Consider the following 25,619-nt stretch of genomic DNA (forward strand, 5'->3'; position numbering starts at 1 on the left):
AAGATGATAGCGCGCTAATTTCGTTATGACCATCCTAATTTCGTTCGGGAAAACCCGCACCCCGGGCAGGTACGCTTGCCGCAGCCAACAGGGATGCGATGACGAACTTCATCGATTCCGCGCAAGACGGGCCGGTGGTCACGCTGACCATGAACAAGCCGCATGCCCGCAGTTCGCTCACCGGCAACATCGGCGTCGCCAGCTTCCAGGCCGCGACCGAGCGCATCCACGCCGACGCGAGCGTCCGGGCGCTCATCCTCACCAGCGTGGGGGCGGCCTTCTCACGGCAAGGAACCTCTATGACCCCAAGCGTAGAAGTAAGCCATAAGATGCTGCGCTTCGTTGGCGCGGAGCGCACTGGCAGCGCGTGGCATGCGCGGGAGTGGATATGCGAACTGGCTTGAACAGGGCTTGGCCGGTTACGGCCTCACAGACGTCCTGTGCCGCCCCTGAGAACAGGGAGCGGACGCCTTCTTGGCTGGATCCATGGCCTGACTTTGAACTGCGCCACGTGCAGGAAGGACGGTGCGAGTGAATGCCGCCAAGCTCCTGTCGGCGCGACGCACCCCTGCACAGGCCTGAAACGCTGTGGTTGCACGGACCTGCTTGGAAGGTGGCGGGCCCGCGGGGGCGACCCCCTGGACCACGCCGACTTCGCTCATTACAAGCGGATCATGACGCACCCGGAGAATTTCTCCCGCGTGTTTGCCTCGGGCTTCGACGATCCCCAGGAGCTCGCAACGCTCATCGACCGAGCGGGGCGTCTGCGCGCCGCATCGCACCACGGCCGCTCATTCTCTGAAGAAGACTTGCGAGAGCTTCGCGTGACCTGGCGCACGCTGCAGACCGGCCTCGAAAACCTGATTGAGCCCTACGACGACGCGAAGTTCGATGAATAGGCCGATTCGGGTTGCGATCGTGGACGACCACCTCATCGTGCGGCAAGGACTCCGTGACTACTGGCTGAATTCATGGACATCGAGTGGGTGGGCGACGCTGCGGACGGAGTTGCGGCTCTCCACGCGCAAGGGTCTGCATAAGAACTACGCGAAATACGTCCGGGAGTTCAGTAGGGCGGGCTTCGTCGTTGACACCGAGTCGCTCTCGCGCAGCCGCCGCTGCAGCCCGGCGGTCTGCGAGTTCATCTCCGAGAAGCTCGGTATCCGATCCAGACGCATTCCAAGCGGCCGGCGCGCATCATGACCGTCGTCCAAAGGCGAGGACCACTACTACGAGATCTGCGGGTGCTCAACGCGTCAACGCTGGCTAAGGATTTATCCGTAAATAATATTGACCGGCAGCCTGATCTTGCGCAGGACGATGATGGCTGCGGCCAAATGGTTGAGCGCGAGGAAGGTGTGCTCGAGCTTCTCGTAGCGCACCAGGAGCTTCCTGAACCGGTTGAACCAGCCATGGCAGGCTTCGACCACCCAGCGGCGCGCCTTTTTCCCGGGGTCTCGTTTCTTCTGATCGGCTTCGCTCTTTCGGCCCACCACATGCGGGATGTAGCCATGGGCCAGGATGATCCTCATGGCGTTCCTGCCCCGGTACCCGGCGTCAGCGCACAAGTGCTTGGAGCGGCGCTGCTGGGGAAGCGGGCGCTTGACCACGATGGCGTCCAGCACGGCCTCGAGCTGCGTCACATCATGCGCGTTGGCTCCTGTCACGACGAGCGACAAGGGGACCCCACGCCCGTCCACCAGAAGGTGGCGCTTGCTGCCTTTTTTTCCCCCGATCCGTCGGGTTGCGCCCCACCGCCTCCTGGGCCAGGGGCGCCTTGAACATCGCTCCATCAATACTCTGCCATCTCCAGGCGATGCCTTCGAGGTCGTCGTACTCGGCCAGGCCCGCTTTCCACAGGGCCTCGAAGAAGCCGGCCCTGGACCATTGCATGAATTTGTGGTGCACCGCGCTCGCACTGCCGAAGCGCTCGGCTGGCAGCGCCCTCCACTGGCAGCCCGTCCTGAGCACATAGACGATGGCCTCGAACACCAGCCGGGGTGCCTTCGGGGGACGCCCCGCGCCTGCGCGGCGCAGGTACTCTTTGTTCGGATCTCGCCCGGGCTGCGGCACCAGTGGCCCCACTCGCTTCCGAAACTCATCCGTCACCGCCCATGAATCGGCGTGGGCCTTGGTCATTGCGCTCATCCTTCGCCGATCACAACTCGGTTCGGGGCGTAGTTTATTCAATTTAAGGATAAATCCTTAAGCTGATCCGCGGACCCGGCCCAAACGCGGTTCTTAGAACACGGCACAACCGTTGACGTTGATGCTAAATCGTGTCCTCTGTGTCGTGTCTGATACTTTTCCTGATCGCCATACTTTCCTCGCAGGCTGCCGCGAAAGCCTCGACTAGCTCCGGCTTTACGAACAAGCCACCGCCGTCGCTGCACTGGATGTCGTCCGGATACTGAAAGTACGCAAAGTATGCAAAGCGGTGGTGGCGGTGCCGATCGCGAGCTGCAGAACGAGCGGACGTACTAGCTGCTCATTCACCGTTGCTTAAGCCCTTATCGCCGGCTCGATGCAGTTAATTTAGCTTCGAGTTCTTGTATTTTTTTCCGAAGTTGATCGGCTTCGGCCTGCGCCGCTTCAAGCGTATTTTTCACTTCCCGATAGCTTGCTCTTCGGGACAAACCACTATTTGATTGCGCTCGCGAAACGTAAGGCAACAGTGATTCCCAATTTCTCTGACCCATCGACGTTGCGACTGTGCGAGCGATTGATTCAGTGCTCGTATCCATGCCTTTTTCCAAGAGATCGCTGATCACAGCGTCTACTTTTTCCCCGGCATAAAGGCGCCTCATTGAATGATAAGCGGCCCCCTTCTTGGCGCCCGCCGAACGCGCAGCACCAGAGAAAATGCGGGTAATTGCGCCATCTGTCAGCGGCTTACCGGTTTTCTCTGAAAGGAACAGTTGCCCGGAAAAGTTTGCAAGCTTCTTCTCATCCAAGAACCTTTCAAGCGGACCCTCAGCGAATTCGACAACTCGCAATGCAAGCCAAGTCGGAAAGTCGAATTCGTTGTCGTAACCAAATTTTTGGCGCACTGGCAAGACCTTGATAGCGTCGGCATCAACATTTCTTATTATTTCTGGATCGAATTGGTCAACTCGAAGTGAATTCACGGAGCCTCTTCTGAATCCTATCTCCGCACCAATGTCCGCCATCAATGCATTTCTTTCCCGAACGTACTCCGACTGTTTTGCATTCATAAATCGCTCAACCATCGTCTCTTGCTGTGAGCGAGAAACGACTGGCTTTAAAAGATGGCGATCAGAGCTCGCGCTTCTTTTAAAGAGTAAAGGACAGACGGCCAGAATGGACGTCGTTCTTTTCTCCGCTTTCCTAACCTGCTCCGCCAAGGTACTTACGCACGAATTAACTCGAGCAGCAACTGGTCCGACGGCCCCCGACCGAATTCGCTTATTGTCTTGCAGCCACAGCAGCCATTTGTAAACGCAACGAAGCTTTTTGTTAACAGTATCTTCGGCGTAGCTTTCCTTGCGGAACGATTTGGGATTTGCCATCACCAAAGCTTTCTCCGAATCACGAAACTTTGTCAGCACCTGATCTGTGACATCGTTTAGCATCACACCGTGGCGATCAAGATAGCGCCTAAAAACGACTAAGTTTAATAGTATTCCGTGCGCTGTTATTTTTGCAAGACCGAGTTTGTCAAGCAAATAAAGTCCGTAATCAGTAAGCTCTTGATCAACTTTTCCGGAAAGCACGTCGTAGATTAGAAACGCGTCAGCAGCTTTAACGTCGCTACACCAACGTTGTAAATCAGTCTTTCGATGCATCGCGCGCCACCCTTAAGGACGTCACTTTGGGTGCTGTGTGTGCGACTTCACTTATTTGTTTGCGAAGTGCCGCAACCTCCTCATTCTTTTGTTCGATAACTAGGAGCATCTCTCTTCTGTTTGTGGCCTCGACATTCTTGAGGTTTGCAACTTCTTCTTGTAGCTGCCTCACCGTACGCAAGTAACCAATCGCTTCGGCCTCTGCGATGCCTCGCAAAACTTCGGCGAACTTTAGCTGCCGTTTCAGGCCGGCCATTGACTCCAGCTTGGATGGTGTCGAGGTAGCTTGCAGCTTCAACGCTCTTGTGGACGCCACAATCAAGTTGGCACGCTTCAACAAGCTGCTTACACCCGAGAGGGTTTCAGAGGCGTTGCTCTTGAAACTAGCTGTCGGCAGATCCAAGCCCGTGGGGATCGCCTTAGCGTCCCATTGATTGAAAGCACGAAGAGACTTCGGAAGGACTTTGCGAATCTCGTCCGCAAGCCCCTTCTCGTTTTTCTCACACATCCTTAATAGCATAGTTGCGAAAGACAATTTGCACTCAATGTTCGTCACTGCACGGTGATGATTATCGGAAGCGACTGTCGGCTTACGAGGCTTTTGCACGATAGTCACGCCGTGGCTCCCAAACGCTTCTCGTGGAAAGTTATCACCTTGTCCAAGTTGGTGAGATCTTGGCTATGCTTGTTCCGAAGCATTCCAGCAGGCAATTCAGAAAGGCGGGCGCTAATCCAGAGCTTCTCGCGTTTCAGGCCTTCTACGTGTCCTGCTGACGCTCTGTGGAATGGGCATTTATGACAGGTCTCCGGCGAGGCCTTTGCGCGATCGAGGACGCCATTCTTCTCATCGAAGCAGCGCGCGATCCGCGCGCGCTTTTCGGTCGGAGCCCCGCAGTCTCCGTGTGGGTAGGGTCGCAGCGTCTGTCCGCGGCTTTCAACAGCCAATACAAGAGCGTCAACCTTCTTCACGATGTCTAATGAGGCATAGTCAAGACGCCCGCTGAGCTTTTGATGAAACTTCAGCATTAACCTAGAAAGGCCTCCTGAGGTTTTATTGGTGCCTGCAAGCAAGTCAGAAACAAATTGATGAAGCTTTTCATGCGCGACTAGCTTTAACTCTGCATCAAGGCCGAATTGTTCCTTCTGCATTAAAAGGTTAACGCGCTCTGATGGCGGGCCAAATCGCTCTAATTTCACTCTACCGTCGGCTTTGGAGGGATTTGTAAGATAAGTGATTGTTTCATTCACACCACTTGCGACGTGATCTAGCTGAAAGCTTACCGCCATAAGCTCTGAATTCTCGTAACGGTAATGCATTATTAGCGCGTAGGCTCTTCGTAGCATGTGCGGTCGAACGTGCCAGGAAGCATCTGCTCCCATTGCTCTGATGAAGAAAAATCTCGATGCACCATCCAATCCTGCATTAAAGACAAACCATTTCGGTGTAGTCTCCCTTGGCGCGTCAAATTGCGGAATTTGGCACACCTTTCTTTCTTTTGGATGGCCTCCCTCGCCACTAACCCAACCTCTTTGGATGCGTAGCTCAATCGCTAGTTTTGACATCTCCTTCAAGATACCAATGGCATCAACAGTACCTTTATTTACAAAGAACTTCTTGTAATCTTTACGGTACTTTTCAAGGTAGAAGTCGCATTCATAAAGTCCGAGGGCGGGGTCGAACGGTTGGAGCGCGTCATAGTAAAGACCGTACATGGGATCGACAATTTCTCCCGCTCGTCTGGCGTTATAGAACCCAATCACAATAAAGCACGCATCGAACAGTGCCTGCGCCAGTTGACGAACCGACAATTCTTCCGAATGAGCGTATGCGGCTCGCCGCAGCACGACGTCATTTACGTTAAGCAAGTTGAGGATTTCTTGCTTTTTCGTCGAATGCGCGAGAACTTTTCTCAACTGGTTTTGCTCGGCTTGGAGATCGGGTGCTTGTCCTGCAACTGTGCTCATCTCTTTGAACAGCTCAAGGATGGGTTTGCTGTGGGAGTAAATCCACTTATTAGCCTCTTTGAGAAGCTGGCCAACTTCTTCCGGCGCTAAATTCGAGGTGCGCCCCCCTGGTCGTCCGTGCTTCTTGCTTTGCTTGAACGAATTTTCGAAAGGAGTGAACCTAAGGCCCGAAGGGCCTGGAACATCTGCGAGCAGGTTGATCCACCCCATCGTTTGTCGAAGCAATGACTGCCCCATGCCCTGAGACGAATTACTTACACTTCCTTTCTTCAGCGTTAGTGAGAGTGCAATTTCAACCAGCCTTGCATTCCCCGCAAATTCTTTAACGTTTACGTTTGAGCCGAGAGCAGCAAAGAACTCGTTAGAAATTCCCCCAGATTTGTTTACGAAGCGCATTGCGCTCTCTACATGTGTTTGCTGAAGCAGTGAATGAGCGCGAGACTCAAGCTGCAATGCCTTTTGCCACCCCCCTGAAGAAAGCAATTCGCGTAGAGCCATGGCATTTTCTTCCGTCCAATCAGAAATTTTAAACGCACCATGGAGCCACCCAAACTCGAACAATTTTGCCATGCAATTAACAATACTTCTAATGTTCAGTTCAGTGGACTTTGATTCCCCGGTACGAGTCAGATAGACCCGAACGGCGCCGATAATGGCGTCCGTTAAGTCTGGTCGATCGATCACGCGCGTGCCTTGGGGCGCCCATGCAGTTGGAGGCAGACGGAGTTCATCGAGCGGGACGATGAAAATGCCAGATGCGTCAGATCTCCTTTGGCTCTGGATGGTTAAGCTCGTACCATTAAAGACCACGCGCTTGTCAATGGAAGCCCTTTTGGCGTGTTCATCTGCTTCAAACGCTCTCAATTGGCTAAATCCACGCATTTTCGTCTCCTTCAATTTTCATTTCAATTGCCTTTAGGCGCGATCGATGAGGGCCCTTATTCACAATGTGAAGAATGGCTTGGTTGAATACGAGTGCCGTCAAATGCACCGCAACAAAGCGATCTGCATTCTCGTGGACAAGCTTGGTCCAATAGCTTTGATAAAAGCGGCGCGTTCGAACCGCTGCTTCAAGACTCTCTTCTGTGATTATCACTGTACGATTGCTACATCCGTCTCCAGCGTGGCATGAACGTCCTATGCATGTGCCGTTCAGCAAATCTGTTTCAACGGGAGGCAAAGCTGGATTGACACAAGAGCTGCCGTCCCCAATCGGCGCATACAATTTTCTGTGTATGTTGAACTCCACTCGACGTTCGGGAGTATCAATTTCGTAATCGACTTTAACTCCTAAGTCGAGCCGACGTTGAAACTCGTAATTGATGGAACTCCAAATTCGGTTGAAGATTTCCTGATCAAGATAGTGTCCAGTGGTTGAAATCCCCAGATGCCCAGCCGTATGCTGAGCTGCGTTTAATCCTCCAGCTCCTAGGGCGATCAGAGATAGGCCTTGTGTTCTTACCTGTTCTAGGGAAAACGCTGGCAACCCATGATGCTTCGTGAATTCTCTGAGCGCAGATCCCCACCCGACGTAAGCGAGAGGCTCTGGTGCGTTCTGAATACTGACTGGGTTGAGCCACAAGCGATTCTCATCCTTCGGCAGCCATTTGTTGCAAGCCATCCATGCATGCCGCCTTAGAAGAAATTGCAATGCCTTCCAGGGCACTAATTGCTCTTTCTTAAGTTCGACAATTGGGCTGCTGTCACCAGTCCTGGATTTAAACGCTTGCAAAGTGTAATGATCGTCGACAGCAGTTATGCCGTCGAAATCGAGATCCAGCACCGTATTGGAGTTCCACACGGTATGGCATTGCAGCGCGAGCAGCACGGAAAGCATGACACGTTGCGATCCGATCTCTCGAACGAAAAGTTCGATCAATCTATAGCGCGGTAATTTCTGATTGAGGGCGTGGTCAACATAATCCATCACTATCCCGAAACCTGGCGTGCAGATCGGTTTTTTGCCCTGTGCCAGCCAGAAAGAAGGTTCGTTCAGAACCATGAAGTACGTTGAAGCTAACTTGGATGGTGAAGCTTGTCGGACCCATTCTGGAATGACTTTCCCATCGCCCTGTATCAATGCGATAAGCAAGGGTTTAAGGGAAGAATCTGGTTCATTAAGGAGCACCTTCAACCTGCTCCAAATCATTTCGTGGCGATCTAACTCAATTTGACAGGCAGCAATCACGTCATCCAAGTCCTTTGTTCTTTGCTGCAACTCGTTTGCTTTAAGTTCCCTAAGGTTTTCATGAGGTGTTGCGCCTGAGGGAAACCTCCGAACCTTACCTTCCGCAGACGGCAAGTCACTGATCAGTCCGCGCGGAGCAGAGCGCTTGATTTGGAAGCGACTCTTGTACATTAATGGGATTCGATCCGCTTTAGGAATGCCGAGGGCAATCATGCCGTTGGTCATCCAAAGTCGAAGGCGACCTGCTCTGCGGGCTAACATAGTGGCTTCAAATCCGCATTTGCCCAAGGCCGTCTCCATGGCTTCTATTGCCGAAATACCTTTGTGAACGTCCATTTTGGACAGACTAGTATTTGCTGCTGCGCACCAAGCTGAGTCGTTTAAAATAGCGGATAGCGTTGAAAGCACCACTTGAACCTGCTGATCTTGCTCCGGGACAAGAATGCTGAGTGTTGCTCTTTTTTGAAGGACGTCGAAAAGCCATCCGTTGATGTCTAAACCGGCGCCGCTGATGTCAAGAATCCGCTTTGGCAGGTACACCCGCTTGTGCAGCTTGTGCTGAGTATGAAAAGTCAAATTCATCTGAGTCTTTCTGCGCGGCTTTCACCTTCACTTGGCAAGTGCCAGTAACTCTTCGCATGCTGGGGTCCAGCGGGCGGCTCCCCGCAGTACGGCCGGACCCCTTCTCACTCCTGTCCTACCCGAACGTGCTCAAGGTACCATGCGGCCTGATCCTTTTGTACATGGGCGTTCCCGTACTCCGATCATTTTCAATACTACATTGACCAGTACGGTCAATCTGGCGCCCGCCGATCTGCCCAAGGATTCGGGCCGCTTCGACCTGCCCATTGCCCTGGGCATCCTGGCCGCCAGCGGGCAGATCGACGCGGGCCGCCTGGCCGGCCATGAATTCGCCGGGGAGCTGTCGCTGTCCGGGCAATTGCGCCCCGTGCGCGGCGCGCTGGCCACGAGCCTGGCACTGCGGGCCCACGGCGTGGCGGTGCGGCTGGTGCTGCCGCCCGGCAGTGCCGAAGAGGCCGCCCTGGTACCCGACGCACAGGTGTACCGCGCCCGGCATCTGCTCGATGTCGTGCGGCAGTTCCTGCCGGCAGGCAGCCAGGAATCCATGGACGACGCCAGCGCCCCGGACGACGGCTGGTGTCTGCTGCAACCCGCGCCGCTGGCCACGCAGGTGGCCTATGCCGATCTTTCGGACATCAAGGGCCAGGCGGCCTCCAAGCGCGCACTGGAGATCGCGGCCGCTGGCGGGCACAGCCTGCTGATGATGGGGCCGCCCGGATCCGGCAAATCCATGCTGGCCCAGCGCTTTGCCGGGCTGCTGCCGGCCATGACCATGGAAGAGGCCCTGGAGAGCGCCGCCGTGGCCAGCCTGGCCGGGCGCTTCACCCCCGCGCGCTGGGCGCAGCGACCCACCTGCCAGCCGCACCACACGGCATCGGCGGTGGCACTGGTGGGTGGGGGTTGTGAATTACAATAATTTTTAAGACTCTACAATATTTAATGCGACCACAAAGGCTGTGATGCCCGCCCTTCGGCGAGAACGCCGAGTCCCGGATGATCGACATAGCGCAGGGACCGGATCGCGGTGCGGACACGGCCGCAGCATTCGTTGCAGAACCGACCTGGGCTTGGCCGCTTCAGGCTGATCTCCGACACTCGAACCTAACGCCTGAAAGTTCGCGTGTTGCGCAACTGGTCATTGGCCGAGCAGGGTCTCAAGCGACCGCTTTGTTGCTCAGACCGGTCACTCTATTGATGCGAGCCGGGCAAGGTAGCAGGAGCAACTGATCACACCAAGGATGAATTGGTTCTCCCGACCCGCTGCGGTCGGTGTTGATGTAGGCAACGATCCCAGAAAACCGTCCGAGAAACCGGGGGAATCCCACCCCGGATACTTGGCGGCACGGCTTATCGGAACCATTGCGAAGAGCATCCGCAGTTGGCCCGCGGGTCCGAAACACGTAGCCAAGGTCTTCTCAAAGAATTAGATCGGCCAGAACCATAGAACGTCCAAAAGCATTCTCTGGTGTGGTGACCTCATGGCTGCACCGAGCAGTGCGAAGCTGCCACATGAGCCGCTCAGTGCGATGCCTCGTAGTGTGCAAGCGGCTCATTACCATTTAACGCAACGAGCAAATTTTCAGCAGCCTGCAACTCGATGGCTCGGCGAACCTTCTTCACCGCCGAACCAATGTGGGGTGTGAAAACCGTGGAGGGGTGTTGCAAGAGTTCCGGATGAATCTGGCGTGGACGGTCTGCCAGCAGCCAGTCTTCCATCTCGTACACATCGGCGGCGTAGGCACCCAGGCGCTCGTCCTTGAGCGCCCGTGCCACGGCAGCCTCGTCCACAACCGAGCCTCGCCCAATGTTGACCAGGATCTGCCCCCGCCGAACACCTTCAAGCATGGTGTCATTGACGAGGTGACGCGTTACGTCCAGCAGCGGAACGGCCAGAATGACATAGTCGGATTGCGACAGGGCCTCACCCAGGCTCACCATGGTCAGGCGTTCGTCATCACCATGCGGGTCCACGCCCAGCAGTTGAGCGCACCCGAAGCCACAGAGACGGTCCACAATGGCCCGCCCAACGGCGCCAAGTCCGACGACCGCCACTATCGAGCCGTGCAACCCCATTCCGTACAGCTGGGGACGCCATCCTGCGTAGCTCTTGCGAACACTGACGTCACCTGCCAGCACATGGCGCGCGGCGGCGATGGCCAGCCCAATGGCGAGTTCTGCCGTGGGTTCTGTGAGCAGGTCAGGAACGAAGCTCACGCTGACACCGGCTTGCGCACATGCCTTGAGGTCAAAGTTGTCATACCCCTTCAGGGCGCAAGCGATGGTCTTGAGCCTGGGAGCGTGCAACAGGGTTCGCTGATCTACCCGGTCAGGCATGAAAGCCATCATTGCGTCGGCATCCTTCAGATGACGGTGGAGCTCGGCCTCGCTCCACGGCTCAGGACCGGGATTCATCACCACTTCACCAACCTGCATAAGACGCGCCAGTACCTCTTCATGAATGGGCTGCGTCACCACAATTCTCGGCATCATTGCCATCCTCTCTCTTTACTTAAGACGTTTGCGAAGTGCCGAACCAATGCCATCCACCACGAGGACGCAAGCAAGAATGGACAGCAGAATGGCCGAGACTTCGTCGTACTTGATCAGCCGCAGAGCCGCCATGAGTTCAAAGCCGATGCCGCCTGCACCGACGATGCCCATCACAGCCGATGCCCGAAAGTGGTATTCCCAGCGGTAGATCGTGATGTCGGCCAGTTGTGGCATCACCTGAGGAAGCACCGCGTGTGTGATGACCTGCAACCGGGTTGCCCCAGCGGCCGTTGCGGCCTCCAGGGGCTTGGGGTCCACATGCTCGATGGCCTCGGCGAAGAACTTGGCCACCATACCGGTGGAATGCAAGGCCAACGCCAGCACACCCGGCAGAGCGCCGAAACCAACGGCCGCGACGAACAGAATGCCCAGGATAATTTCAGGCACAGACCGAAATGCGGCCAGGATGGTTCGGGCAATTCGTCCCACCACCCTATTCGGCGCTGTATTGGGCGCCGCAATCAACGCGAGTGGTAAGGACGCCAGAACGGTCAAGGCCGTTCCCGCAATCGACATGGCCAAGGTGTCGCGCAGTGGAATGACCCATTGCTCCCAGCGAGCGAAGTTGGGCGGCACCATCTCAGAGGCCAACTGCTGAATGGCAGGAGCCCCTTCGATGAAACGCTGCGCGTCAAAGAAACCGGTGACAAACAATGCCAGCGTGCAAACGAGCAGGACTACGCAGGCTGCGCCCAGCCGTCTGAGTCGCCGCTGTCCGTCAATGGCAATGATGGATTCCAAGGCTACCGATGTCATTTCATGCGTCCCAGATCAAGCTTGAGAATCTGTGCTGTGTCGCGAAGAATGTCGTAGGCCTTGTCATCGGTAGCGGCAAAGGCCTCGATACGGAATGATTTGAGAATCTCGGCGTCCTTCATCTGAAGAAAGGCGGCTCGGATGGCTTCCTTGAGCTCCGGCGTGAGATTACCTTGCATCGCAATGGGATAGTTCGGAATGGGTGCCGACAGTTCAAGTTGCACAATCTTGTTGGCATCCACCATGCCCTTTGCGATGAGGTTGTCCAGAATGGTTTTTGACAGAGCGCCGGCGGGAACCTGCCCTGCCTGAACAGCTCGGGCCACGGCATCGTGCGTGCCCAGGTGAACGGGGCGGTAGTCAGTCTCGCCGTTCAGTTGGTGGTTTTTAAGCAAGTGCGCGCGCGGTGCAAGGTGACTGGACGTCGAAGCCTGATCGCCAAAGCCAAAAGGCTTTCCACGAACGTCAGCCAGGGTCTTGACCGGGCCGCCTGCCGTGGCGATGAGAACCGACTGGTAGGTCGGCGAGCCGCGCTCCACGCCAACGGCAAATGGCTCAATGTTGGGCGCCTTGGACTTGGCAAGCACGTAAGAGAACGGTCCAAAGTAGGCGACCTCGATGCGGCCGAAGCGCATGGCTTCAATCATCGACGAGTAGTCCGTGGTCACCGTGACCTCGATTTCCTTCTTCAGGGTCTGCTCCAGATACCGCTTCAGAGGCTGTGCGTTCTGAATGATGGTGGCGGCGTTTTCGTCCGGCAACAGTGCAACGCGAAGCTTGGAAGGATTTTTGCCCTCGGCATGGGCGCCAAGTGGCAACAGGGCGGCCAAAGTGACGGCAGCGATAAATTGGAAACGGCGACGATTCAGCACGGTAAAAACTCCTTGGATTGAGAGGGGGAATCAAATTGACTGCCCATGTTGGCAGGTGACGACTTCGCGTACAGGGCAGACTGGGCTTCTTCCGTCAACTGCGCTGCTGTCCCGTCGAACACCACCTGGCCCTGGCGAAGGCCCACAATGCGGTCGGCGAACATGCGCGCGAGGTTGACTTGATGCAGACTCACGATGGCCGTGAGTCGGTCTTTCTTGCAGATGTCGTGAAGCAGGGTCAACACACTCTGCGCGGTCGCCGGGTCGAGGCTGGCCACCGGCTCATCGGCCAGCAGCAGGCGGGGCTTTTGCACCAAGGCACGCGCAATGCCAATGCGTTGTTGTTGCCCACCAGACAAGGTGTCTGCCCGTGCTAGGGCTTTCTCAAGCAGGCCTACGCGGTCAATGGCCGCCAGCGCCTCCAGCTTGTCAGCCTTGCTCCAAGGCCACAACGACGCCAGAGATCCGCGGGTGGCGAGCTTGCCCATCAACACATTGGCCAGCACGCTTTGCCGCCCGATCAGGTGGTGCTGCTGGAACACCATGCCGCAGTGGCGCCGATGCTCAAGAAGGTTGCGTTTTGAGACGGTGCCGCCCGGCAGATCGGCCACCGACACCTCTCCGTCTGTGGGGCTAACCAAGCCATTGATGCTGCGCAGCAGCGTTGACTTTCCCGCGCCCGACGCGCCCAGCAGCACAAGGAACCCGCCATGCTGTACCTCCAGCGAGGTGGGCGCAAGCGCTGTGTGACCATCGGCATAGGTCACCGTGATACCCCGCAAGCTCAGATGGCTCTCGCGAATTGCAGTTTTCATAGCTCGGTTTCATTTGTTGTGGTGCGCTAGACGCACACCAGGACTCAAGTGGTCAGAGGTATCTCTCGGGAAAGAGGAGGTTCTGGAAGAAACAGCTTCAGTGGAAGCACAGCTCAAGTCTGGGTGACCAAGGTGTCATGAATATGAAACTTTCATCCCTAAAAATGAGGGCACCCATAGATCACATCAATGTCTGGACTCAGCCTCCTCGCAGCCTTGAAGGCCTTTGACGCAACGGCCCGAGCCGGCAGCATGACCGCTGCCGCGAGAGTGCTCGCTATTCAACAACCGACTGTTTCTTCACACATACAGCGCCTGGAGGTCGACTTCGGCGTGGAGCTTTTTCATCGGCGCGGGCGGCGGCTTGAACTCACGTCCTTTGGACGCACTCTGTTGAACTACACCCGGCGTACCTTCAGTGGCGAGGAAGATGCGCACGCACTGCTCGCTGCTGCGAAAAATCAATACGTAGGGCGACTGGTCATCCATGCCATCGGGCCGCACAACGTGCTGCCCGTGTTGAAGCTGTTCATGAAACAGTTCCCCCAGGTCAACGTGGCTGTTGGCGTAGGCGACTCGCGAACCATCACCGAAAAGATTCTTGACTACCAGGGAGACGTGGGCATGGTGCTCAATCACGTCGCTCACCCAGATCTATTTGGCGCGGCTTACCGTACCCAGCGATTGGTGATATTCGGCAACACCCAACACTCACTCGCGCAACGGGCCACTCTCAAACTGCGTGATCTGCAGGGTCAGAGGTTCGTCATCCGAGAGGAAGGATCGACGACCAGACGCGTGTTTGAACAAGAACTAAAGGAGCGAGGCGTCGAGGTGCAGGTGGCTCTGGAGATGGGCAGCCGCGAGTCCGTTCGAGAGGCGGTGGCGGAGGGGCTGGGCCTAGGCGTCGTGGCGGAAACAGCCTACAGGCCAGATCCTCGCCTTGTTAAGTTAACTATTTCAGACACCAGCATGGTGACACAGGTGCACTTCATCTGTAGAAAGGAGCGGCATCAAGCTCCTCTGATCTCGACCTTCCTGGGTTTGGCGCATAGCGTAAGTCAGAAAATTGCCTAGGTATGGAACTTGGATTCCATGCAGCCGTGGGGCATGGGACCGAGGGGCAACTGTTCGCCTGTAGGCCGACTTAAGTTAAGGGTTGTAGGACGCCCGTAATCGCGCGGCGATCCCATCTTGACTGCGGGGCGCGGTCGTGTATCTGAATATGCGCTGTCAGGCTGACTGCCAGCGGTATGGCAGCAGCTCGCCGATCTGGGTGGCGGGCTGCATGGGCAGGCGTGCCATGACATCGCGCAGGTAGGCGTAGGGTCGTGCCCGTTCATGGGGAGACGTGTGCTAGACCATGACTGCAGCTCCCTCGATACCGGTCATCGATGCTGCCGCGCTGCTGGGTGAGCCAATGACAGCTTTGTGCCAGGCACCGTGAACTCAGGTCACGGCCGCGACCGACAGCAACCGCTGCAGAGCCGACATCGAGCGATGCCAGTCTCTGGACCACTATTGCAGTGTTTTGTGTAACGCGGACGTTCGTTTAAAGAGCCCGCATTTTTTGGAACTCTGGCCAGAGGTGTCGGGTTCTCGAATTGATGCGACGCTACCGAATTAAGTGAGACGCCAATCCGCTTCTCACGTCCACTCGGCAGCCTTGGCTCGAACGGTGAATCCATCGGAACTCCAAGTCCCGTAGGTGCCAAAAGCGCTGAGTGACCGAGTGTGTTTGCGGATCTGGAGGCGTTTTGCGCGCGCAGGCGCCGCATGATGCTGGAGCGCCTGCGTGCCAACGTCCGTCATGAGCGACCGGCCGCTCGATGGCGAAATGGTGCTGATCGAAGACGACGAGTTAGACCTCGAAGGCGCCGAATCAGCGTGAGGCTCGCGGGCTGACCTGGCGACGGGTCGGCATGTCCTGGCGTCCAAGAAGTGACACGGCTGTACGCCGGCGATAACCATCGTCGCGCCGGGACGCGCGTCACTCACGCCAAATAGGACGGTGAATTGTGCGATTTGCGCATATTCGATGATCGCATGCAAGCTCATGGGCCCCGACGCCGATGCAGAAGTCCCCCTACACCCTCGAGTACCAGCAGATGATCAAGCTGCTGCGCGACAAGCGCGTCGAGGCACGGGTGAGCCAAGCGGAGCTGGCGACCCGTTTGGAATAGACCCAGGCCGAGGTGAGCAAGTGCGAGACCGGGGTGCGGCACCTGGACGTGGTCGAGCTTAAGCTCTGGCTGGAAGCGCTGGGCAAGGACGTGACGGAGTTCGTGCGAGAGCTCTATGAGGGCACGTGCGCCTGAGTTCCAGGTGTCGTGCCGCCTCTGGATTACCTGGCCGCGGGGGCACCCTTGAAGGCCGTCTGACCCCGCACGTGCTTGCGCACCATCGACCGCCCGACCCGCATGAACTCGCGAACATCGAAACACGAGATGGAGGGCATGGACATGGTGGATGCATCACGCAGGAAGCCGCGGATCTTGGCCACTTGGCGTGTGACCCTCAAGGTCAGGTAGTCAACCACATAGCCCGCGAAGAAGAGCCTGTAGCCTTGGATCCCCCCCTCGGAAAACCGCGCGGGGGTGAAGACGAACCGCTCCAGATCGCCGAGTTGGCCGGTGGGGTCCACCAGCTTGCGGATACGCACACCGATCACGCCATCCGGTGGCGCGTTCCCAGCCAGCAGATCCGCCCGGATTGTCTCCAGCACGGGCCCGGGCAACGTCACCTCGGAGAACTCAGGGCGCGAGCAGACGGATGCTCGCCAGATTATGGAGACCAGGAAGCACTTGAGCGACGCGTGGTCGTGGTCCTTGACCGCCACCTCGTCCACACCGGCCTTGAACTGCTTGGCCGTGACCCGGAGCTTGCGGATCCACGGCGTCTCCCATTTACAAAGGCGCTCCTCGCATTCGGCGCACAGGAGCGGCTCGGAGAGGCTGTCCTGGCTGGACATGGCCACGGAGTCGGGCGACGTGTCCATAGAAATGAGCTTTCCGTTGGAGCCCTTCTTCATCGCCCGAAAATAGGCATTCGGGACGATATGGGATTCCCGCAAGGCGCGGTGCTCCTGGCAGAGAGCACAGCGTGTCGTCGGATGTGGCTCGTGCGATGGTTGCTGATCGGCGTGTGTGGTCATGCGGCGGCTTGAGGTTGAAAAAGCGCGTAGACCGCGTTCTGGATCGGTGCGCGCACGCCTGAGAGTATCTTGTGTATTCTGGCCAACAAAGCCAGCCATTCCAAGAAGCTACCGACTCCGGTGCCGGACTTGCCAGTTATTCCAATTCAGAAGATCTACCCATTCCGATTTCCAATGGATGTCATTGAAGTCCTCAACGAAATATGGAGGTTTGATATGAGTACACCAGCCCCGCCGACGGATTTCCAGTCTTGGCTTGATTACGCAGTCGCAACCATGGACGCGCGAGGAGCATACCTAGACCGCATCTTTAGTGAGGAGGGCGCTCCATCTCAGCACGATATCCGGTCTGCAGCCCAAGAGGAGCTTGATCATCTTAGGAAAAAAGCAGTCATGCCTTGGGTCGGTATGCTGGAGTACTGGCAGATTGCACTTTCACAGAGGCTTGGCCGCTCTGCCGCAGACATTGTTGAAGACAACCTTTTGGCGGCGGATTTCTCAGATGGCAGTGTTCACGTCCAATTTAAGGATGGCTCTGATCTGACGTTTCGGCGGGCGTTTTACGTAGGCGAAACACCCGCTGATGGGGCCATTCATCGAGTAGCAGTGTTTACAGAGCAATGCGGGTATCACGAGTTCTGGATAGGCCCAGGGGATCAAATTTCGGCAACTTCAATGTCTGGGGCTCGGTATAAACCCTCTGACGAAGATTTGGCATGGGACTCAATGGCCCCAGTAGGTCGTGAATTTGGAAGTCCCGATTTCGACAAACTGATGGACGAAGATGCGAAGAAATTTAAGTCAGATTTAGCCCAATGGATCCAAAAAAGCAGTGACGCGAATGTGGCTTTGCAGCTGGAGGAGGATGAGATATCAGACGCGCGCAATGTCCAACTCGCATTACATGAACTCGGACAAGACGTCACTATTGATGTCGCCGCTTCAGTTTGGAAGCAATATTCGCAATCATTGATGGCAAGCTGGATGTCAGGCGCAGAGACGGTTCAGTCCGCCGCCAGAACGCTGTATCTAAATTGCCCAAGAGATCAGTCGCACCATGGGCCTTTGACCGGTGGCTAAGCACCCCGCCAGCGCCCGTATTGAATGCAACGACCGCGGTTTAGTCAAGCGACCTATTGTTCTAGACCTCTGGCGGCATACGTGAGGAAATTTGGTACTCAACATGGCACACCACCAGGAACAAGACGTCCGAAGTCTCGCGCTGCACACTGCTGCGGTTGAGTTGATGCGGGCTGATGACGCGCTTTAAGCTTGCTGATGCCGCAGATTCAACGTGTCTGGCAGGCCAACATGCAGGTCTACGGCGCCGACAAAGTATGGCGGCAACTCAGGCGTGAAGGCACGGCAGTGGCCCGCTGCACTGTTGAGAGGCTGATGCGGCAGTTGGGCTTGCGCGGGGTGATGCGCGGCAAGGTCGTACGAACCACCACCAGCGACAGCAAAGCACAGTGCCCTCTAGACCGGGTCAACCGTCGGTTCCGCGCAGAGCGGCCCAACCAGTTGTGGGTAAGCGACTTCACCTACGTCTCGACCTGGCAGGGCTGGCTCTATGTGGCCTTTGTGATCGACGTGTTTGCCAGGCGGATCGTGGGCTGGCGGGTGAGCAGTTCGATGCGCACAGACTTCGTACTCGATGCCTTGGAGCAAGCCCTATAACGCTGCAGAGCCGACATCGAGCGATGCCAGTCTCTGGACCGCTATTGCAGTGTTTTGTGTAACGCGGACGTTCGTTTAAAGAGCCCGCATTTTTTGGAACTCTGGCCAGAGGCGACCAGGTTCACCAACTCCGTGTCCAACCCAAGGAAACAGACAACTTCTGCGGACAACAGCCCCCTTGGGCAGGTCTTCATCGGCCGCCGCCTGCACCGCCACTATCTGCACAGGCGAGAGAGGGCCGTCGTCGGCTTCGTAGCCCTGGTGCACTTCCGCTGCCGCCCCATCTCGCAAATGGTCATGCCCCCCAGGCTCTGGAGCACTGAAACTCACCTCGGAAGATTGGGTGGCCATTAGATGCCCCAAACGCTCTCACCCACTGACCACTGCAGTTCGTCCACCACCCTGCGCATGATCCACACACACTGCGCGTCGGTGCACCATCGCTTGGCCAGGAGGCCTTTCAACGCAGCCTTCACCGTCGCCTCCTGATTCCCCTCAAAGGTCGCGAGTTTTCTCTGGCAGTACCGGACCATCTGCGAGACCAGATCGTCACACATCTGGAAAGCAGCGATGACCTCTGACGGCGAAGTGCCTGGGGAATAGAACTCCCCGCCTTCCTCAACCAGGCTCATCTTGGGCTGGGCGCCCGCAACGGCAGACAGAGCTGCAGTCACCGGAAAGTCCTCTGGTACCCCTGGATAGTTGGCGCGGTCAATCGACATATCGACTCCTTGCTGTCTGTTGCACCATACAACTGGTACTTGGTACTGTGCAATCCCAATTCTTCAAAACGGCGCAGGCGACTCCACCAACTCCACGGGTCCAGACCCCTCGTATAGCACCGACCCCGAATGCTTCACAGTCACCCGCCAGATCTCGCCTTCCTGGGTGATCGTGTACGCCTCAGGCTCCAGCGGCAACACGGTCTCTGTCTGGAACATCCCCTCAATCTTCCAGGGCGGCGTGCAGAGCAACGTCGGGTAGTTCCAAGGTGAATTGATCGTCATGGTGTCGCCTCAACCCGCACTGCTTCTGACTGCATGCGGAGTGCTGGCCCGCCGGCGCGCCTGCGACATCTCCGCCAACGGCAGCGGATCTCGACCTTCATCCCAGCCGTACTTCGAAGTACGCCCCATCCCCTTCCCCCAGATCCCGGAACCCCGCCTGCTTGGCTGCAGTGCTCGCCTTGCCCCAGGCTTTGAGCAAGGTGAGATCTCCGGGAGACACCACCTCAGGGGGCGACTCCTCCAAGTTGTTCAGAGTGTCCAGGGCCGCAGCCACTTGTTCTGGTCCGCCCAGTTGCTTTTCCAATACTTTCGCGTAGCGGGTTTCGGCCGCAATGCGCTCCTTGGCGGGCAGTTCTTCAGGGTAGTCCCGCAGGGTGACGGTGTAGGTGGTTTCGATGGTTTCCATGGCAGTTCTCCAATGTGTTGATGTACTGTACAAATATACAGCTTTCTTTGGAAGAGTACATGTCAGCAAGAACCCTCGGGGACTGGTTGTGAAGCTGTGATTTGCGGGTGCTGCTGCCATGGGAGGTGTTCTTCCAGCACTGTTAGCCAAGCAAACTGGCTCCCCCCTTGGAGCCCTTTTGGGTGACGGTTTTCAGGGGTGCAAGCAACTGTAAATCCCTGCGAATTGCGTCCATTCAAGCCTGAGATCGGGCGGCCAGGATGCTCCAATCGGACTCCAGTTTTTGCTCATTCCATTCCCGTGAACCGATTGTTTTCTTGGCCACGCCGTGTTCGCCTGGCCACCGCGCTGGTCCTGTCTCTGGCCAGTGTCAGTCCGAATCTCTCCTGGGCTCGCTCGCCGCAGTTCGACAGTGGGGCCCTGTTCACACCGCAGCCCACCAGCTTTGCGCAGTGCCCTCAGTTTTTTGCGAATGGGGTTCCCCCTGCAATCACACCCCGACCTCAGTTGCGGGAGCTTTGTTATGAAGCCTTTGCCGTGCTTCACAGTGGTACCACCCGGACGCCCGTGTTTGTGGCGCAGCGCTTGAACCGCCAGAGTGTGGAAGATGCCGATGAGAAGCGGGCCAAGCGGTTCTTTGCCGATGCGCGACTTCCCAGTGGTGAGCGAGCGGAACTGGAGGACTACAAGAACTCTGGGTACAGCCGCGGGCACATGGCACCTGCGGGGGACATGCCTACCCCAACGGCGATGGCACAAAGCTTCAGCCTGGCCAATATGGTTCCCCAGAACCCCCAACAGAACGGGGGCGCCTGGAACAAGATTGAGCAAGATACGCGGCGCTATGCGCGAAGGGCCAAAGGGGATGTGTTTGTAATCACCGGGCCGGTGTTCACAGACAGTGGGCCTCGCATTGGCGCCAATGGGGTGAAGGTGCCCACCTATTTGTACAAGCTGGTCTATGACGTCACCACCCAAAGGGCCTGGGCGCATTGGCAAGAGAACCGGGAAGGTGAGACAGTGAGTCGGCCGATCAGCTATCAGGAGTTGGTCAAGAGGACGGGGGTGGAGTTTTTGCCAAAAAGTGCGCTGCAGCATTGAGTCTTCGCAAGCCAGGTGTCAGCGGGGGCGTTATAAATCGGCCCTTTCAACTTCTATGCATTGTGAGCATCCATGAACCGTGCCGACCTCGTTGCCATCCTCGCCGCCAAGAATGATCTGTCCAAGGTCTCAGCCAATGCCGTACTGGACACTCTGATCGACACCATCCAGACCGCCGTGAAGAAGGGCGATGCCGTTCAACTGGTGGGCTTTGGCACCTTCAAGTCCGCCAAGCGTGCGGCACGCACGGGCAAGAACCCTTCGACTGGCGCAGCACTGAAGATACCTGCGAGCACGGTGCCGAAGTTTGTGGCGGGCGCCAAGTTCAAGGCGGTGGTGGATCCCAAGGCTGCAAAGCGCAAGGCGGATAAGGCAGGCAGGCAAGTAAGTAAGTAAGTAAGCCGCAGCGTATTTGACCGCATGACTGCATTCAAAACCGCCACGGGCCCAGTGCCGCTGGCGGTTTTGTTTTGGCCGTTTGGTTCGATGGACTCCGCCCACCCAGTTCGGCAGATGGTCCCTCGGTCCGTCGGTCCGTCGGTGTGTCGGTGTGTCGGTGTGTCGGTGTGTCGGTGTGTCGACACAAACGCTACCATCGAGCCAATGAACACTTTTTCCAATGCCTTTCGCGCTGAAGTTGCCCGCATGGCGCGCAAGGAAATCAAGCCCGAGTTGCAGGGCATGCGCAAGGCCATCACCAGCCATCGGTCCGAGATCGCCGCATTGAAACGCGAGGTGAAGGCGCTGACCTCTCAGCTCAAGTCCTCTCGACGCCAGATCAAAGTAGCGGATGAGCCCAAAGCCAAAGCTGCGATCGAAGAAACCGGATCCAAGAAGCCAAGACAGATCCAGTTCAACGCACAGACCCTTGTTGAAAAACGAGCAGCGCTGGGCATCACACAGAAAGAGATGGCTCTGCTGCTGGGCGCGTCATCGCTATCCGTCTACAAGTGGGAATCAGGTCGGGTGCACCCACGGGCTGCGCAGCTAGAGCGCATTGCCCAGGTGCTCAAGCTCGGCAAGCGCAAGGCTCTGGCATTGCTCAGTCCGCAGTGAGTGGGTGAGGGCAAGTTGCCCCAACCAAGCCCTCAGCGGCGACGATACGGCTCTCCTGGTGAAGAGTCCTTGCGTTCATCCGCCAGTTCAAACAGGCACTGCATGTAGGGTTGGACATCCGTCCATTTGGCGCGGTCATCATAGAAACGCGCCAGATTGCGCGTGGCTTCTACCGCGTCCGGCCACTTGTCTGCAGCACTCACGCGGGTCATGGCATCCCGGGTGTCCTGCTCATCGTGCAGACCACCATCCTGGGCGCCATAGGTATGGAGTTCCACAATTCGCCGAGGCTGCGCAAAAGCAGTGTCCTTGCACACACCGCCGGGTGGCTGGCCTCCCGTGAAGAATGGGCACCAGCAAATGAGTCCTGCACGGTGTGCAGCACGGACCCGAACGCCACATGGTGCAGGTAGGGAAGCAGCTTGTCCTGGTGCCCCAGGATGTAGAGATCGGAGACCCGCCACTGCGTGCACCCAAAGTGCTCCTTCAGTGTTGCGTTATCGATATCCCGAAGAAAGGTATCGGGCTTGATCTCCCGCGAGGACACTTTCCAGGCGAACTCCAGCCAGTCCAACACCTTGGCCCGTGTTGCACCAGGGTGCACCCCTTCTTCGCTGGCCATCGCATGCAGGAACTGTAAGTCTCCGAAGTGTGATCGGGTCATCACATTGCCGTGAAAAGTACCTGGGGCCTTGCTGCAACCCACAATCGGTTTGATCTGGGCTTTCTTCTCCGCGTCCTTGAAGAGGCAGTACCAGCACAGCGGCTGCGTGGAGAACCGGATGGTCTGGCCCACGATGCACGACTTGCCCAGGTAGGTGCAATTGCCCTCATCGGGTAACAGCTTGAACGGTGGCAGATCATTCCAGCGGACACCGTAAATGACATAGGGCGTCACAAAAGGCAGGTCTCGGATGCTGCAGGTAGTGTCCTGTGCCAGGTTGGCGGGCTCGACCGGACAGCCCATGGCAATCTGGGTGATCTCTTCATGGACACGGCCCTTGATGAGCACACCCAATCTGCCAGCCACATCCGCCAAAGAGTCTTCAGTCTCGTTGGTCAGTTTGGATTCAAATGCCGAGCCCATGGGCGCAATCTGAAAGGCCATGGCGGCACTGGAAAGTGCCAGTGCGCCTGCGACCAAGGCTAAGGGGCGTGCGACCGCGAGCGCCGAAAGCAGTGATTTCTGAAGACCGCGACCCATCTTGCTCGGTATGACCTGCATCTGTCTCCTCCTTTGGCTTCACTGTAAGCAGATTCAAGGTTTGGACAACAAATATTGGTGCAGGGAGCAGACATACCTCAGCTGCAGCTTGCGCTTTCCAGGCATCGGGCCGGTGGTTGGCGTGGAGGCCGACCACGCTTGGGGCACTGCAATTCGTGGGCGGCGTCAGGGTGAATATTTCACAATATGAATTATCAAAATCCGGATAATTAGCGATAAGACGCCAGTCCGGGCCTTGCCTGAGGCAAATTGAGGCGACGCAAGCCTTGCTGTCGCGTGATTGGCCGCGACCTACAGTGACAAAACCTCACGACCGGGAGCGCCCGCACCTGCTTCACCAGCGACCACATGATGGTCCGGGATGCGACAACACTTCATCGAGCCATGGTTGCAGCTGAAGCAACGATGGCCGTTCTATCCAGAAAACAGCGCATCCGAGCGGAGCACGTACTTTGTTCCATCCGTCAGCAACTGCGTGCAAAAGCGGGGAACTCTATCCGATTAGCGACTTCCCAAGCCCCGCACAGTTGCTCGCAACCCCCACAGAACAACAGCTTAGCTGCGGCTTCTCCGCTGCTAAGCTCGCCACGATCCTGAACATCGCCCAGGCAACCCTGGACGACGTAGTACCCACTCGCTCGCAGGCAGCTAGCTGCGCACGACACAGGGCAAGAGGTGGTACCCCCTCGCGATACCCTTTGAGTAACCCGCTCGCCGAATGGCGTGACCTTTTCTACCAGAGGCTCGCACCGATCGCAAACCGCTGGAGCTTGTTGCAGAAGCTTCCACTAGGCTCCCCACCTAAGCGCGACTGGCCGAGCTGGATACGGTAGAAACCAACAGCCTGTCGAATAGCGTTGATGATTGGAACCAGCCCAACTCAACCGTTGGCTACGACGAGGTCCGCCGCCACGGATCAACAAGTGCAGGTGTAGCGCCAGAATGCACTGGAAATTCATCTTCCGCGCTGAAGCGGCCCTATAACGATCTCCCAGAGAGTTTCTGCGGCACCTTCCTGCGATAGCTTCTGCTTTTGTCGTCCACGAAACGACATCCCTAAGCTCGTAAGAAAAAGAGCTTGGTCGTCCGCTTGCACCGAAAGAGCCTCGTTATAAGAGTTCCCACTAAACGAATCGCCTTGGCTATAGTAGATCGCTGCTCCCATTTGCCCGCCAGTAAATACCGTCGCTTTTGCGGCATCCTCGCCATCTTTGTAGATGGCTGCAACAAACCGGTTAGCGTCGATCCGACGAAATACACCTTCGTAGCCCGGGTTTCTTGCCTGGAGCTCTTTCAGAGAGTTTTCGAAATAGCGCGCGATGTACTCGAAGGTATCAATCTGGAACCGGTCTTTGTCCAGCTGAGTGAAGGTCTTGGCAACCCGAAGGTTGCTCGAACGTGGTCCAGCCACTACCGCCTGCTGAGTTGGCGGCAAGGCAGTTGTATCGGAGCGCTCGGTTTGCGAGAGCGCTCTCGATTGATTGTGCCACCTGTCGGCCGCTTTGCGAACCTCCTTCGCTACCTGCAGAAAGGCCTCGTCCCTATCAGGCCAGAGAGTGACCGGTTTTCCATCCTGAGGGGTGCCAAGTAGCTTGCCGAATGGAGCGTGGTGCCAATCGCATGGACGTAGGATAACGGGAATGACAATGGCATCCTTGGCGTTGTGGCGCTCCATTGCACGTGCCATCTCAATGTTGTAGCAATAGTCAGAGGCAATGAAATCGGGGCTCACCAACAACAGAATTATCTCGTCGCCATTGATGTGGTCGTCAATAGCAGCGTCGACCTCTTGACCGGCACTGATTCTTCGGTCGTGCCAGGTTTCGATGACCCCCTGACGCTTGAGCATGGCCAGTTGTTTTTCCAGTTGGTCTCGCAACGCCTCATCGGCATGGCAATATGAGAAGAACACGTTCGGCAAGATGAAGGCTCCACACTGATTTTTATGATTCTGATCTTACGACTGGTTTAAGAATCCATCCCATGTCTCTTCACCAGGCCGCCGCAAAGACAATTCCAACCTGTGGCCCGCAGAGCGTCCCCCACCTTGTCAGAGGTATTCATTGTGGAAATCGTCACCCTCGTTCTGATCAACTTTAGTCGGCTCGGCACCGCAGGAAACTCAGCAGGGGGTCTCCTCGTTTTCAGTGCAATAAGTGACGGTACGAAAAGCTAGCACTGGCGCGGAGGTGGTGTTGGTAGATCGTTGATTTCATTGACTTTCCTGTTCACTTTCAAATCTGCGATTCGTGGCGTCAAACCGTGGTCGGTTTCATCCATTGGTGCCAGTTATCGATGCATTTGGCCGCGAAGGCAGGATTTGGTCAGCATAGCGGTCAACCGGGAAGCGAAACACACCCCGCAAGTTGATGCTCTCCAGCCTGGTGGGCGCAATCTTCCCGATCAGTTCCGGTGGAATGACCTGGCGGCGGTTCGACCAGCGATCCAGGACCGCCTGC

24 protein-coding genes and 4 pseudogenes are annotated in these 25,619 nt (G+C 56.8%); 10 read left to right on the forward strand and 18 right to left on the reverse strand.

Annotation, left to right across the window (positions count from 1 at the left end; translation table 11 throughout):
• Positions 1-98 precede the first annotated feature (98 nt).
• Positions 99-404: a hypothetical protein gene (locus AC1RDS_RS09150; protein ID WP_492226848.1), complete on the forward strand. Its 306-nt coding sequence runs from the start codon at positions 99-101 to the stop codon at positions 402-404.
• A 270-nt stretch (positions 405-674) separates the two neighbouring features.
• A complete protein-coding gene (locus AC1RDS_RS09155) occupies positions 675-899 on the forward strand; it encodes a hypothetical protein (RefSeq protein WP_492226849.1) in 225 nt (74 codons plus the stop codon).
• Between the two features lie 375 nt (positions 900-1,274).
• On the opposite strand, the gene AC1RDS_RS09160 is transcribed toward AC1RDS_RS09155, so the two are convergent.
• The 5 genes from AC1RDS_RS09160 to AC1RDS_RS09180 form a co-directional block, all read right to left on the reverse strand.
• Positions 1,275-2,139 (reverse strand): IS5 family transposase gene (locus AC1RDS_RS09160; RefSeq protein ID WP_492226850.1). Its coding sequence is split into 2 segments (ribosomal slippage): positions 1,275-1,722 and positions 1,721-2,139, totalling 867 coding nucleotides; the frame shifts between segments, so codons are not numbered across the junction.
• A gap of 371 nt (positions 2,140-2,510) precedes the next feature.
• Entirely contained in the window at positions 2,511-3,806 is a 1,296-nt protein-coding gene (locus AC1RDS_RS09165; protein WP_492226851.1) for a site-specific integrase, read from the reverse strand.
• A complete protein-coding gene (locus tag AC1RDS_RS09170) occupies positions 3,790-4,422 on the reverse strand; it encodes a hypothetical protein (RefSeq protein ID WP_492226852.1) in 633 nt (210 codons plus the stop codon). Before AC1RDS_RS09170 ends, AC1RDS_RS09165 begins: the two co-directional genes overlap by 17 nt.
• The gene (locus tag AC1RDS_RS09175; protein WP_492226853.1) at positions 4,419-6,653 is read right to left on the reverse strand and encodes a hypothetical protein; all 2,235 of its coding nucleotides are present in this window, start codon (positions 6,651-6,653) and stop codon (positions 4,419-4,421) included. Before AC1RDS_RS09175 ends, AC1RDS_RS09170 begins: the two co-directional genes overlap by 4 nt.
• On the reverse strand, positions 6,640-8,541 hold the full coding sequence (locus AC1RDS_RS09180) for a hypothetical protein (protein WP_492226854.1): 1,902 nt from the start codon (positions 8,539-8,541) through the stop codon (positions 6,640-6,642). The genes AC1RDS_RS09175 and AC1RDS_RS09180 overlap by 14 nt, the downstream gene beginning before the upstream one ends.
• A gap of 208 nt (positions 8,542-8,749) precedes the next feature.
• Here AC1RDS_RS09180 and AC1RDS_RS09185 point away from each other — a divergent pair.
• Positions 8,750-9,442 (forward strand): annotated as a pseudogene (locus AC1RDS_RS09185) (ATP-binding protein); the annotation flags it as partial.
• 617 nt (positions 9,443-10,059) lie between these two features.
• Here the strand turns inward: AC1RDS_RS09185 and AC1RDS_RS09190 are convergent.
• From AC1RDS_RS09190 to phnC, 4 genes are read right to left on the reverse strand one after another with little or no spacing between them, the layout of a single operon-like run.
• Positions 10,060-11,037: a phosphonate dehydrogenase gene (locus tag AC1RDS_RS09190; RefSeq protein ID WP_492226855.1), complete on the reverse strand. Its 978-nt coding sequence runs from the start codon at positions 11,035-11,037 to the stop codon at positions 10,060-10,062.
• 9 nt (positions 11,038-11,046) lie between these two features.
• On the reverse strand, positions 11,047-11,847 hold the full coding sequence (gene phnE / locus AC1RDS_RS09195) for a phosphonate ABC transporter, permease protein PhnE (RefSeq protein ID WP_492226856.1): 801 nt from the start codon (positions 11,845-11,847) through the stop codon (positions 11,047-11,049).
• Positions 11,844-12,719, reverse strand: coding sequence for a phosphate/phosphite/phosphonate ABC transporter substrate-binding protein (phnD, locus tag AC1RDS_RS09200; protein WP_024815577.1), 876 nt, complete (start codon positions 12,717-12,719; stop codon positions 11,844-11,846). The genes phnE and phnD overlap by 4 nt, the downstream gene beginning before the upstream one ends.
• A complete protein-coding gene (phnC, locus tag AC1RDS_RS09205) occupies positions 12,713-13,534 on the reverse strand; it encodes a phosphonate ABC transporter ATP-binding protein (RefSeq protein ID WP_035242057.1) in 822 nt (273 codons plus the stop codon). Before phnC ends, phnD begins: the two co-directional genes overlap by 7 nt.
• A gap of 216 nt (positions 13,535-13,750) precedes the next feature.
• Here phnC and AC1RDS_RS09210 point away from each other — a divergent pair, with 216 nt between their 5' ends.
• Positions 13,751-14,611, forward strand: coding sequence for a LysR substrate-binding domain-containing protein (locus AC1RDS_RS09210; RefSeq protein WP_492226857.1), 861 nt, complete (start codon positions 13,751-13,753; stop codon positions 14,609-14,611).
• 156 nt (positions 14,612-14,767) lie between these two features.
• On the opposite strand, the pseudogene AC1RDS_RS09215 reads toward AC1RDS_RS09210, so the two are convergent.
• Positions 14,768-14,877 (reverse strand): annotated as a pseudogene (locus tag AC1RDS_RS09215) (transposase domain-containing protein); the annotation flags it as partial.
• Positions 14,878-15,878: 1,001 nt separating this feature from the next.
• Positions 15,879-16,688 (reverse strand): hypothetical protein, encoded by an 810-nt coding sequence (locus AC1RDS_RS09220; protein WP_133243646.1) that lies wholly within the window; start codon positions 16,686-16,688, stop codon positions 15,879-15,881.
• A 69-nt stretch (positions 16,689-16,757) separates the two neighbouring features.
• Here AC1RDS_RS09220 and AC1RDS_RS09225 point away from each other — a divergent pair, with 69 nt between their 5' ends.
• Together AC1RDS_RS09225 and AC1RDS_RS09230 are read left to right on the forward strand one after the other, a co-directional pair.
• Positions 16,758-17,768, forward strand: coding sequence for a hypothetical protein (locus tag AC1RDS_RS09225; protein WP_492226858.1), 1,011 nt, complete (start codon positions 16,758-16,760; stop codon positions 17,766-17,768).
• Between the two features lie 192 nt (positions 17,769-17,960).
• A pseudogene (locus AC1RDS_RS09230) lies at positions 17,961-18,362 on the forward strand (IS3 family transposase); the annotation flags it as partial.
• Between the two features lie 353 nt (positions 18,363-18,715).
• Here the strand turns inward: AC1RDS_RS09230 and AC1RDS_RS09235 are convergent.
• The 3 genes from AC1RDS_RS09235 to AC1RDS_RS09245 all read right to left on the reverse strand — a co-directional run bounded on the left by AC1RDS_RS09235 (position 18,716) and on the right by AC1RDS_RS09245 (position 19,778).
• A complete protein-coding gene (locus tag AC1RDS_RS09235) occupies positions 18,716-19,087 on the reverse strand; it encodes a hypothetical protein (protein ID WP_233521205.1) in 372 nt (123 codons plus the stop codon).
• A gap of 63 nt (positions 19,088-19,150) precedes the next feature.
• On the reverse strand, positions 19,151-19,372 hold the full coding sequence (locus AC1RDS_RS09240; RefSeq protein ID WP_092701690.1) for a hypothetical protein: 222 nt from the start codon (positions 19,370-19,372) through the stop codon (positions 19,151-19,153).
• Positions 19,373-19,469: 97 nt separating this feature from the next.
• Positions 19,470-19,778 carry a hypothetical protein gene (locus AC1RDS_RS09245; RefSeq protein WP_092701687.1) on the reverse strand — a complete coding sequence of 103 codons (309 nt, stop codon included), beginning with the start codon at positions 19,776-19,778 and terminating at the stop codon, positions 19,470-19,472.
• A gap of 300 nt (positions 19,779-20,078) precedes the next feature.
• Between AC1RDS_RS09245 and AC1RDS_RS09250 the strand changes: the two genes are divergently transcribed.
• The 3 genes from AC1RDS_RS09250 (at position 20,079) to AC1RDS_RS09260 (ending at position 21,935) form a co-directional block, all read left to right on the forward strand.
• Positions 20,079-20,879 (forward strand): DNA/RNA non-specific endonuclease, encoded by an 801-nt coding sequence (locus AC1RDS_RS09250; protein ID WP_066784482.1) that lies wholly within the window; start codon positions 20,079-20,081, stop codon positions 20,877-20,879.
• A 72-nt stretch (positions 20,880-20,951) separates the two neighbouring features.
• Positions 20,952-21,275: an HU family DNA-binding protein gene (locus AC1RDS_RS09255; protein ID WP_066784487.1), complete on the forward strand. Its 324-nt coding sequence runs from the start codon at positions 20,952-20,954 to the stop codon at positions 21,273-21,275.
• Positions 21,276-21,482: 207 nt separating this feature from the next.
• Positions 21,483-21,935, forward strand: coding sequence for a helix-turn-helix domain-containing protein (locus tag AC1RDS_RS09260; RefSeq protein ID WP_066784489.1), 453 nt, complete (start codon positions 21,483-21,485; stop codon positions 21,933-21,935).
• 32 nt (positions 21,936-21,967) lie between these two features.
• On the opposite strand, the gene AC1RDS_RS09265 is transcribed toward AC1RDS_RS09260, so the two are convergent.
• Together AC1RDS_RS09265 and AC1RDS_RS09270 are read right to left on the reverse strand one after the other, a co-directional pair.
• Positions 21,968-22,147: a hypothetical protein gene (locus AC1RDS_RS09265; RefSeq protein ID WP_092701684.1), complete on the reverse strand. Its 180-nt coding sequence runs from the start codon at positions 22,145-22,147 to the stop codon at positions 21,968-21,970.
• Positions 22,144-23,160: a hypothetical protein gene (locus AC1RDS_RS09270; protein WP_492226859.1), complete on the reverse strand. Its 1,017-nt coding sequence runs from the start codon at positions 23,158-23,160 to the stop codon at positions 22,144-22,146. Before AC1RDS_RS09270 ends, AC1RDS_RS09265 begins: the two co-directional genes overlap by 4 nt.
• Positions 23,161-23,651: 491 nt before the next feature.
• On the opposite strand from AC1RDS_RS09270, the pseudogene AC1RDS_RS09275 reads away from it, so the two are divergent.
• Positions 23,652-23,807 (forward strand): annotated as a pseudogene (locus tag AC1RDS_RS09275) (DNA-3-methyladenine glycosylase 2 family protein); the annotation flags it as partial.
• Between the two features lie 308 nt (positions 23,808-24,115).
• On the opposite strand, the gene AC1RDS_RS09280 reads toward AC1RDS_RS09275, so the two are convergent.
• On the reverse strand, positions 24,116-25,072 hold the full coding sequence (locus AC1RDS_RS09280) for a toll/interleukin-1 receptor domain-containing protein (protein WP_233521269.1): 957 nt from the start codon (positions 25,070-25,072) through the stop codon (positions 24,116-24,118).
• Positions 25,073-25,432: 360 nt separating this feature from the next.
• Positions 25,433-25,619 (reverse strand): hypothetical protein (locus AC1RDS_RS09285; protein ID WP_139235519.1); only part of this gene is annotated, 187 nt, incomplete at its 5' end.

The sequence above is a fragment of the Acidovorax sp. GW823-FHT02H02 genome (assembly GCF_058797075.1).

Bases quoted from the DNA above. Each gene is read 5' to 3' on its own strand.
- AC1RDS_RS09180 (WP_492226854.1), bottom strand. From the start codon at position 8,541: ATGAATTTGACTTTTCATACTCAGCACAAGCTGCACAAGCGGGTGTAC.
- AC1RDS_RS09165 (WP_492226851.1), bottom strand. From the start codon at position 3,806: ATGCATCGAAAGACTGATTTACAACGTTGGTGTAGCGACGTTAAAGCT.
- AC1RDS_RS09155 (WP_492226849.1), top strand. From the start codon at position 675: ATGACGCACCCGGAGAATTTCTCCCGCGTGTTTGCCTCGGGCTTCGAC.
- AC1RDS_RS09265 (WP_092701684.1), bottom strand. From the start codon at position 22,147: ATGACCCGCGTGAGTGCTGCAGACAAGTGGCCGGACGCGGTAGAAGCC.
- phnC (WP_035242057.1), bottom strand. From the start codon at position 13,534: ATGAAAACTGCAATTCGCGAGAGCCATCTGAGCTTGCGGGGTATCACG.
- AC1RDS_RS09270 (WP_492226859.1), bottom strand. From the start codon at position 23,160: ATGCAGGTCATACCGAGCAAGATGGGTCGCGGTCTTCAGAAATCACTG.
- AC1RDS_RS09260 (WP_066784489.1), top strand. From the start codon at position 21,483: ATGAACACTTTTTCCAATGCCTTTCGCGCTGAAGTTGCCCGCATGGCG.
- AC1RDS_RS09150 (WP_492226848.1), top strand. From the start codon at position 99: ATGACGAACTTCATCGATTCCGCGCAAGACGGGCCGGTGGTCACGCTG.
- AC1RDS_RS09240 (WP_092701690.1), bottom strand. From the start codon at position 19,372: ATGACGATCAATTCACCTTGGAACTACCCGACGTTGCTCTGCACGCCG.
- AC1RDS_RS09220 (WP_133243646.1), bottom strand. From the start codon at position 16,688: ATGACCACACACGCCGATCAGCAACCATCGCACGAGCCACATCCGACG.
- AC1RDS_RS09255 (WP_066784487.1), top strand. From the start codon at position 20,952: ATGAACCGTGCCGACCTCGTTGCCATCCTCGCCGCCAAGAATGATCTG.
- AC1RDS_RS09245 (WP_092701687.1), bottom strand. From the start codon at position 19,778: ATGGAAACCATCGAAACCACCTACACCGTCACCCTGCGGGACTACCCT.
- phnE (WP_492226856.1), bottom strand. From the start codon at position 11,847: ATGACATCGGTAGCCTTGGAATCCATCATTGCCATTGACGGACAGCGG.
- AC1RDS_RS09190 (WP_492226855.1), bottom strand. From the start codon at position 11,037: ATGGCAATGATGCCGAGAATTGTGGTGACGCAGCCCATTCATGAAGAG.
- AC1RDS_RS09175 (WP_492226853.1), bottom strand. From the start codon at position 6,653: ATGCGTGGATTTAGCCAATTGAGAGCGTTTGAAGCAGATGAACACGCC.
- AC1RDS_RS09235 (WP_233521205.1), bottom strand. From the start codon at position 19,087: ATGTCGATTGACCGCGCCAACTATCCAGGGGTACCAGAGGACTTTCCG.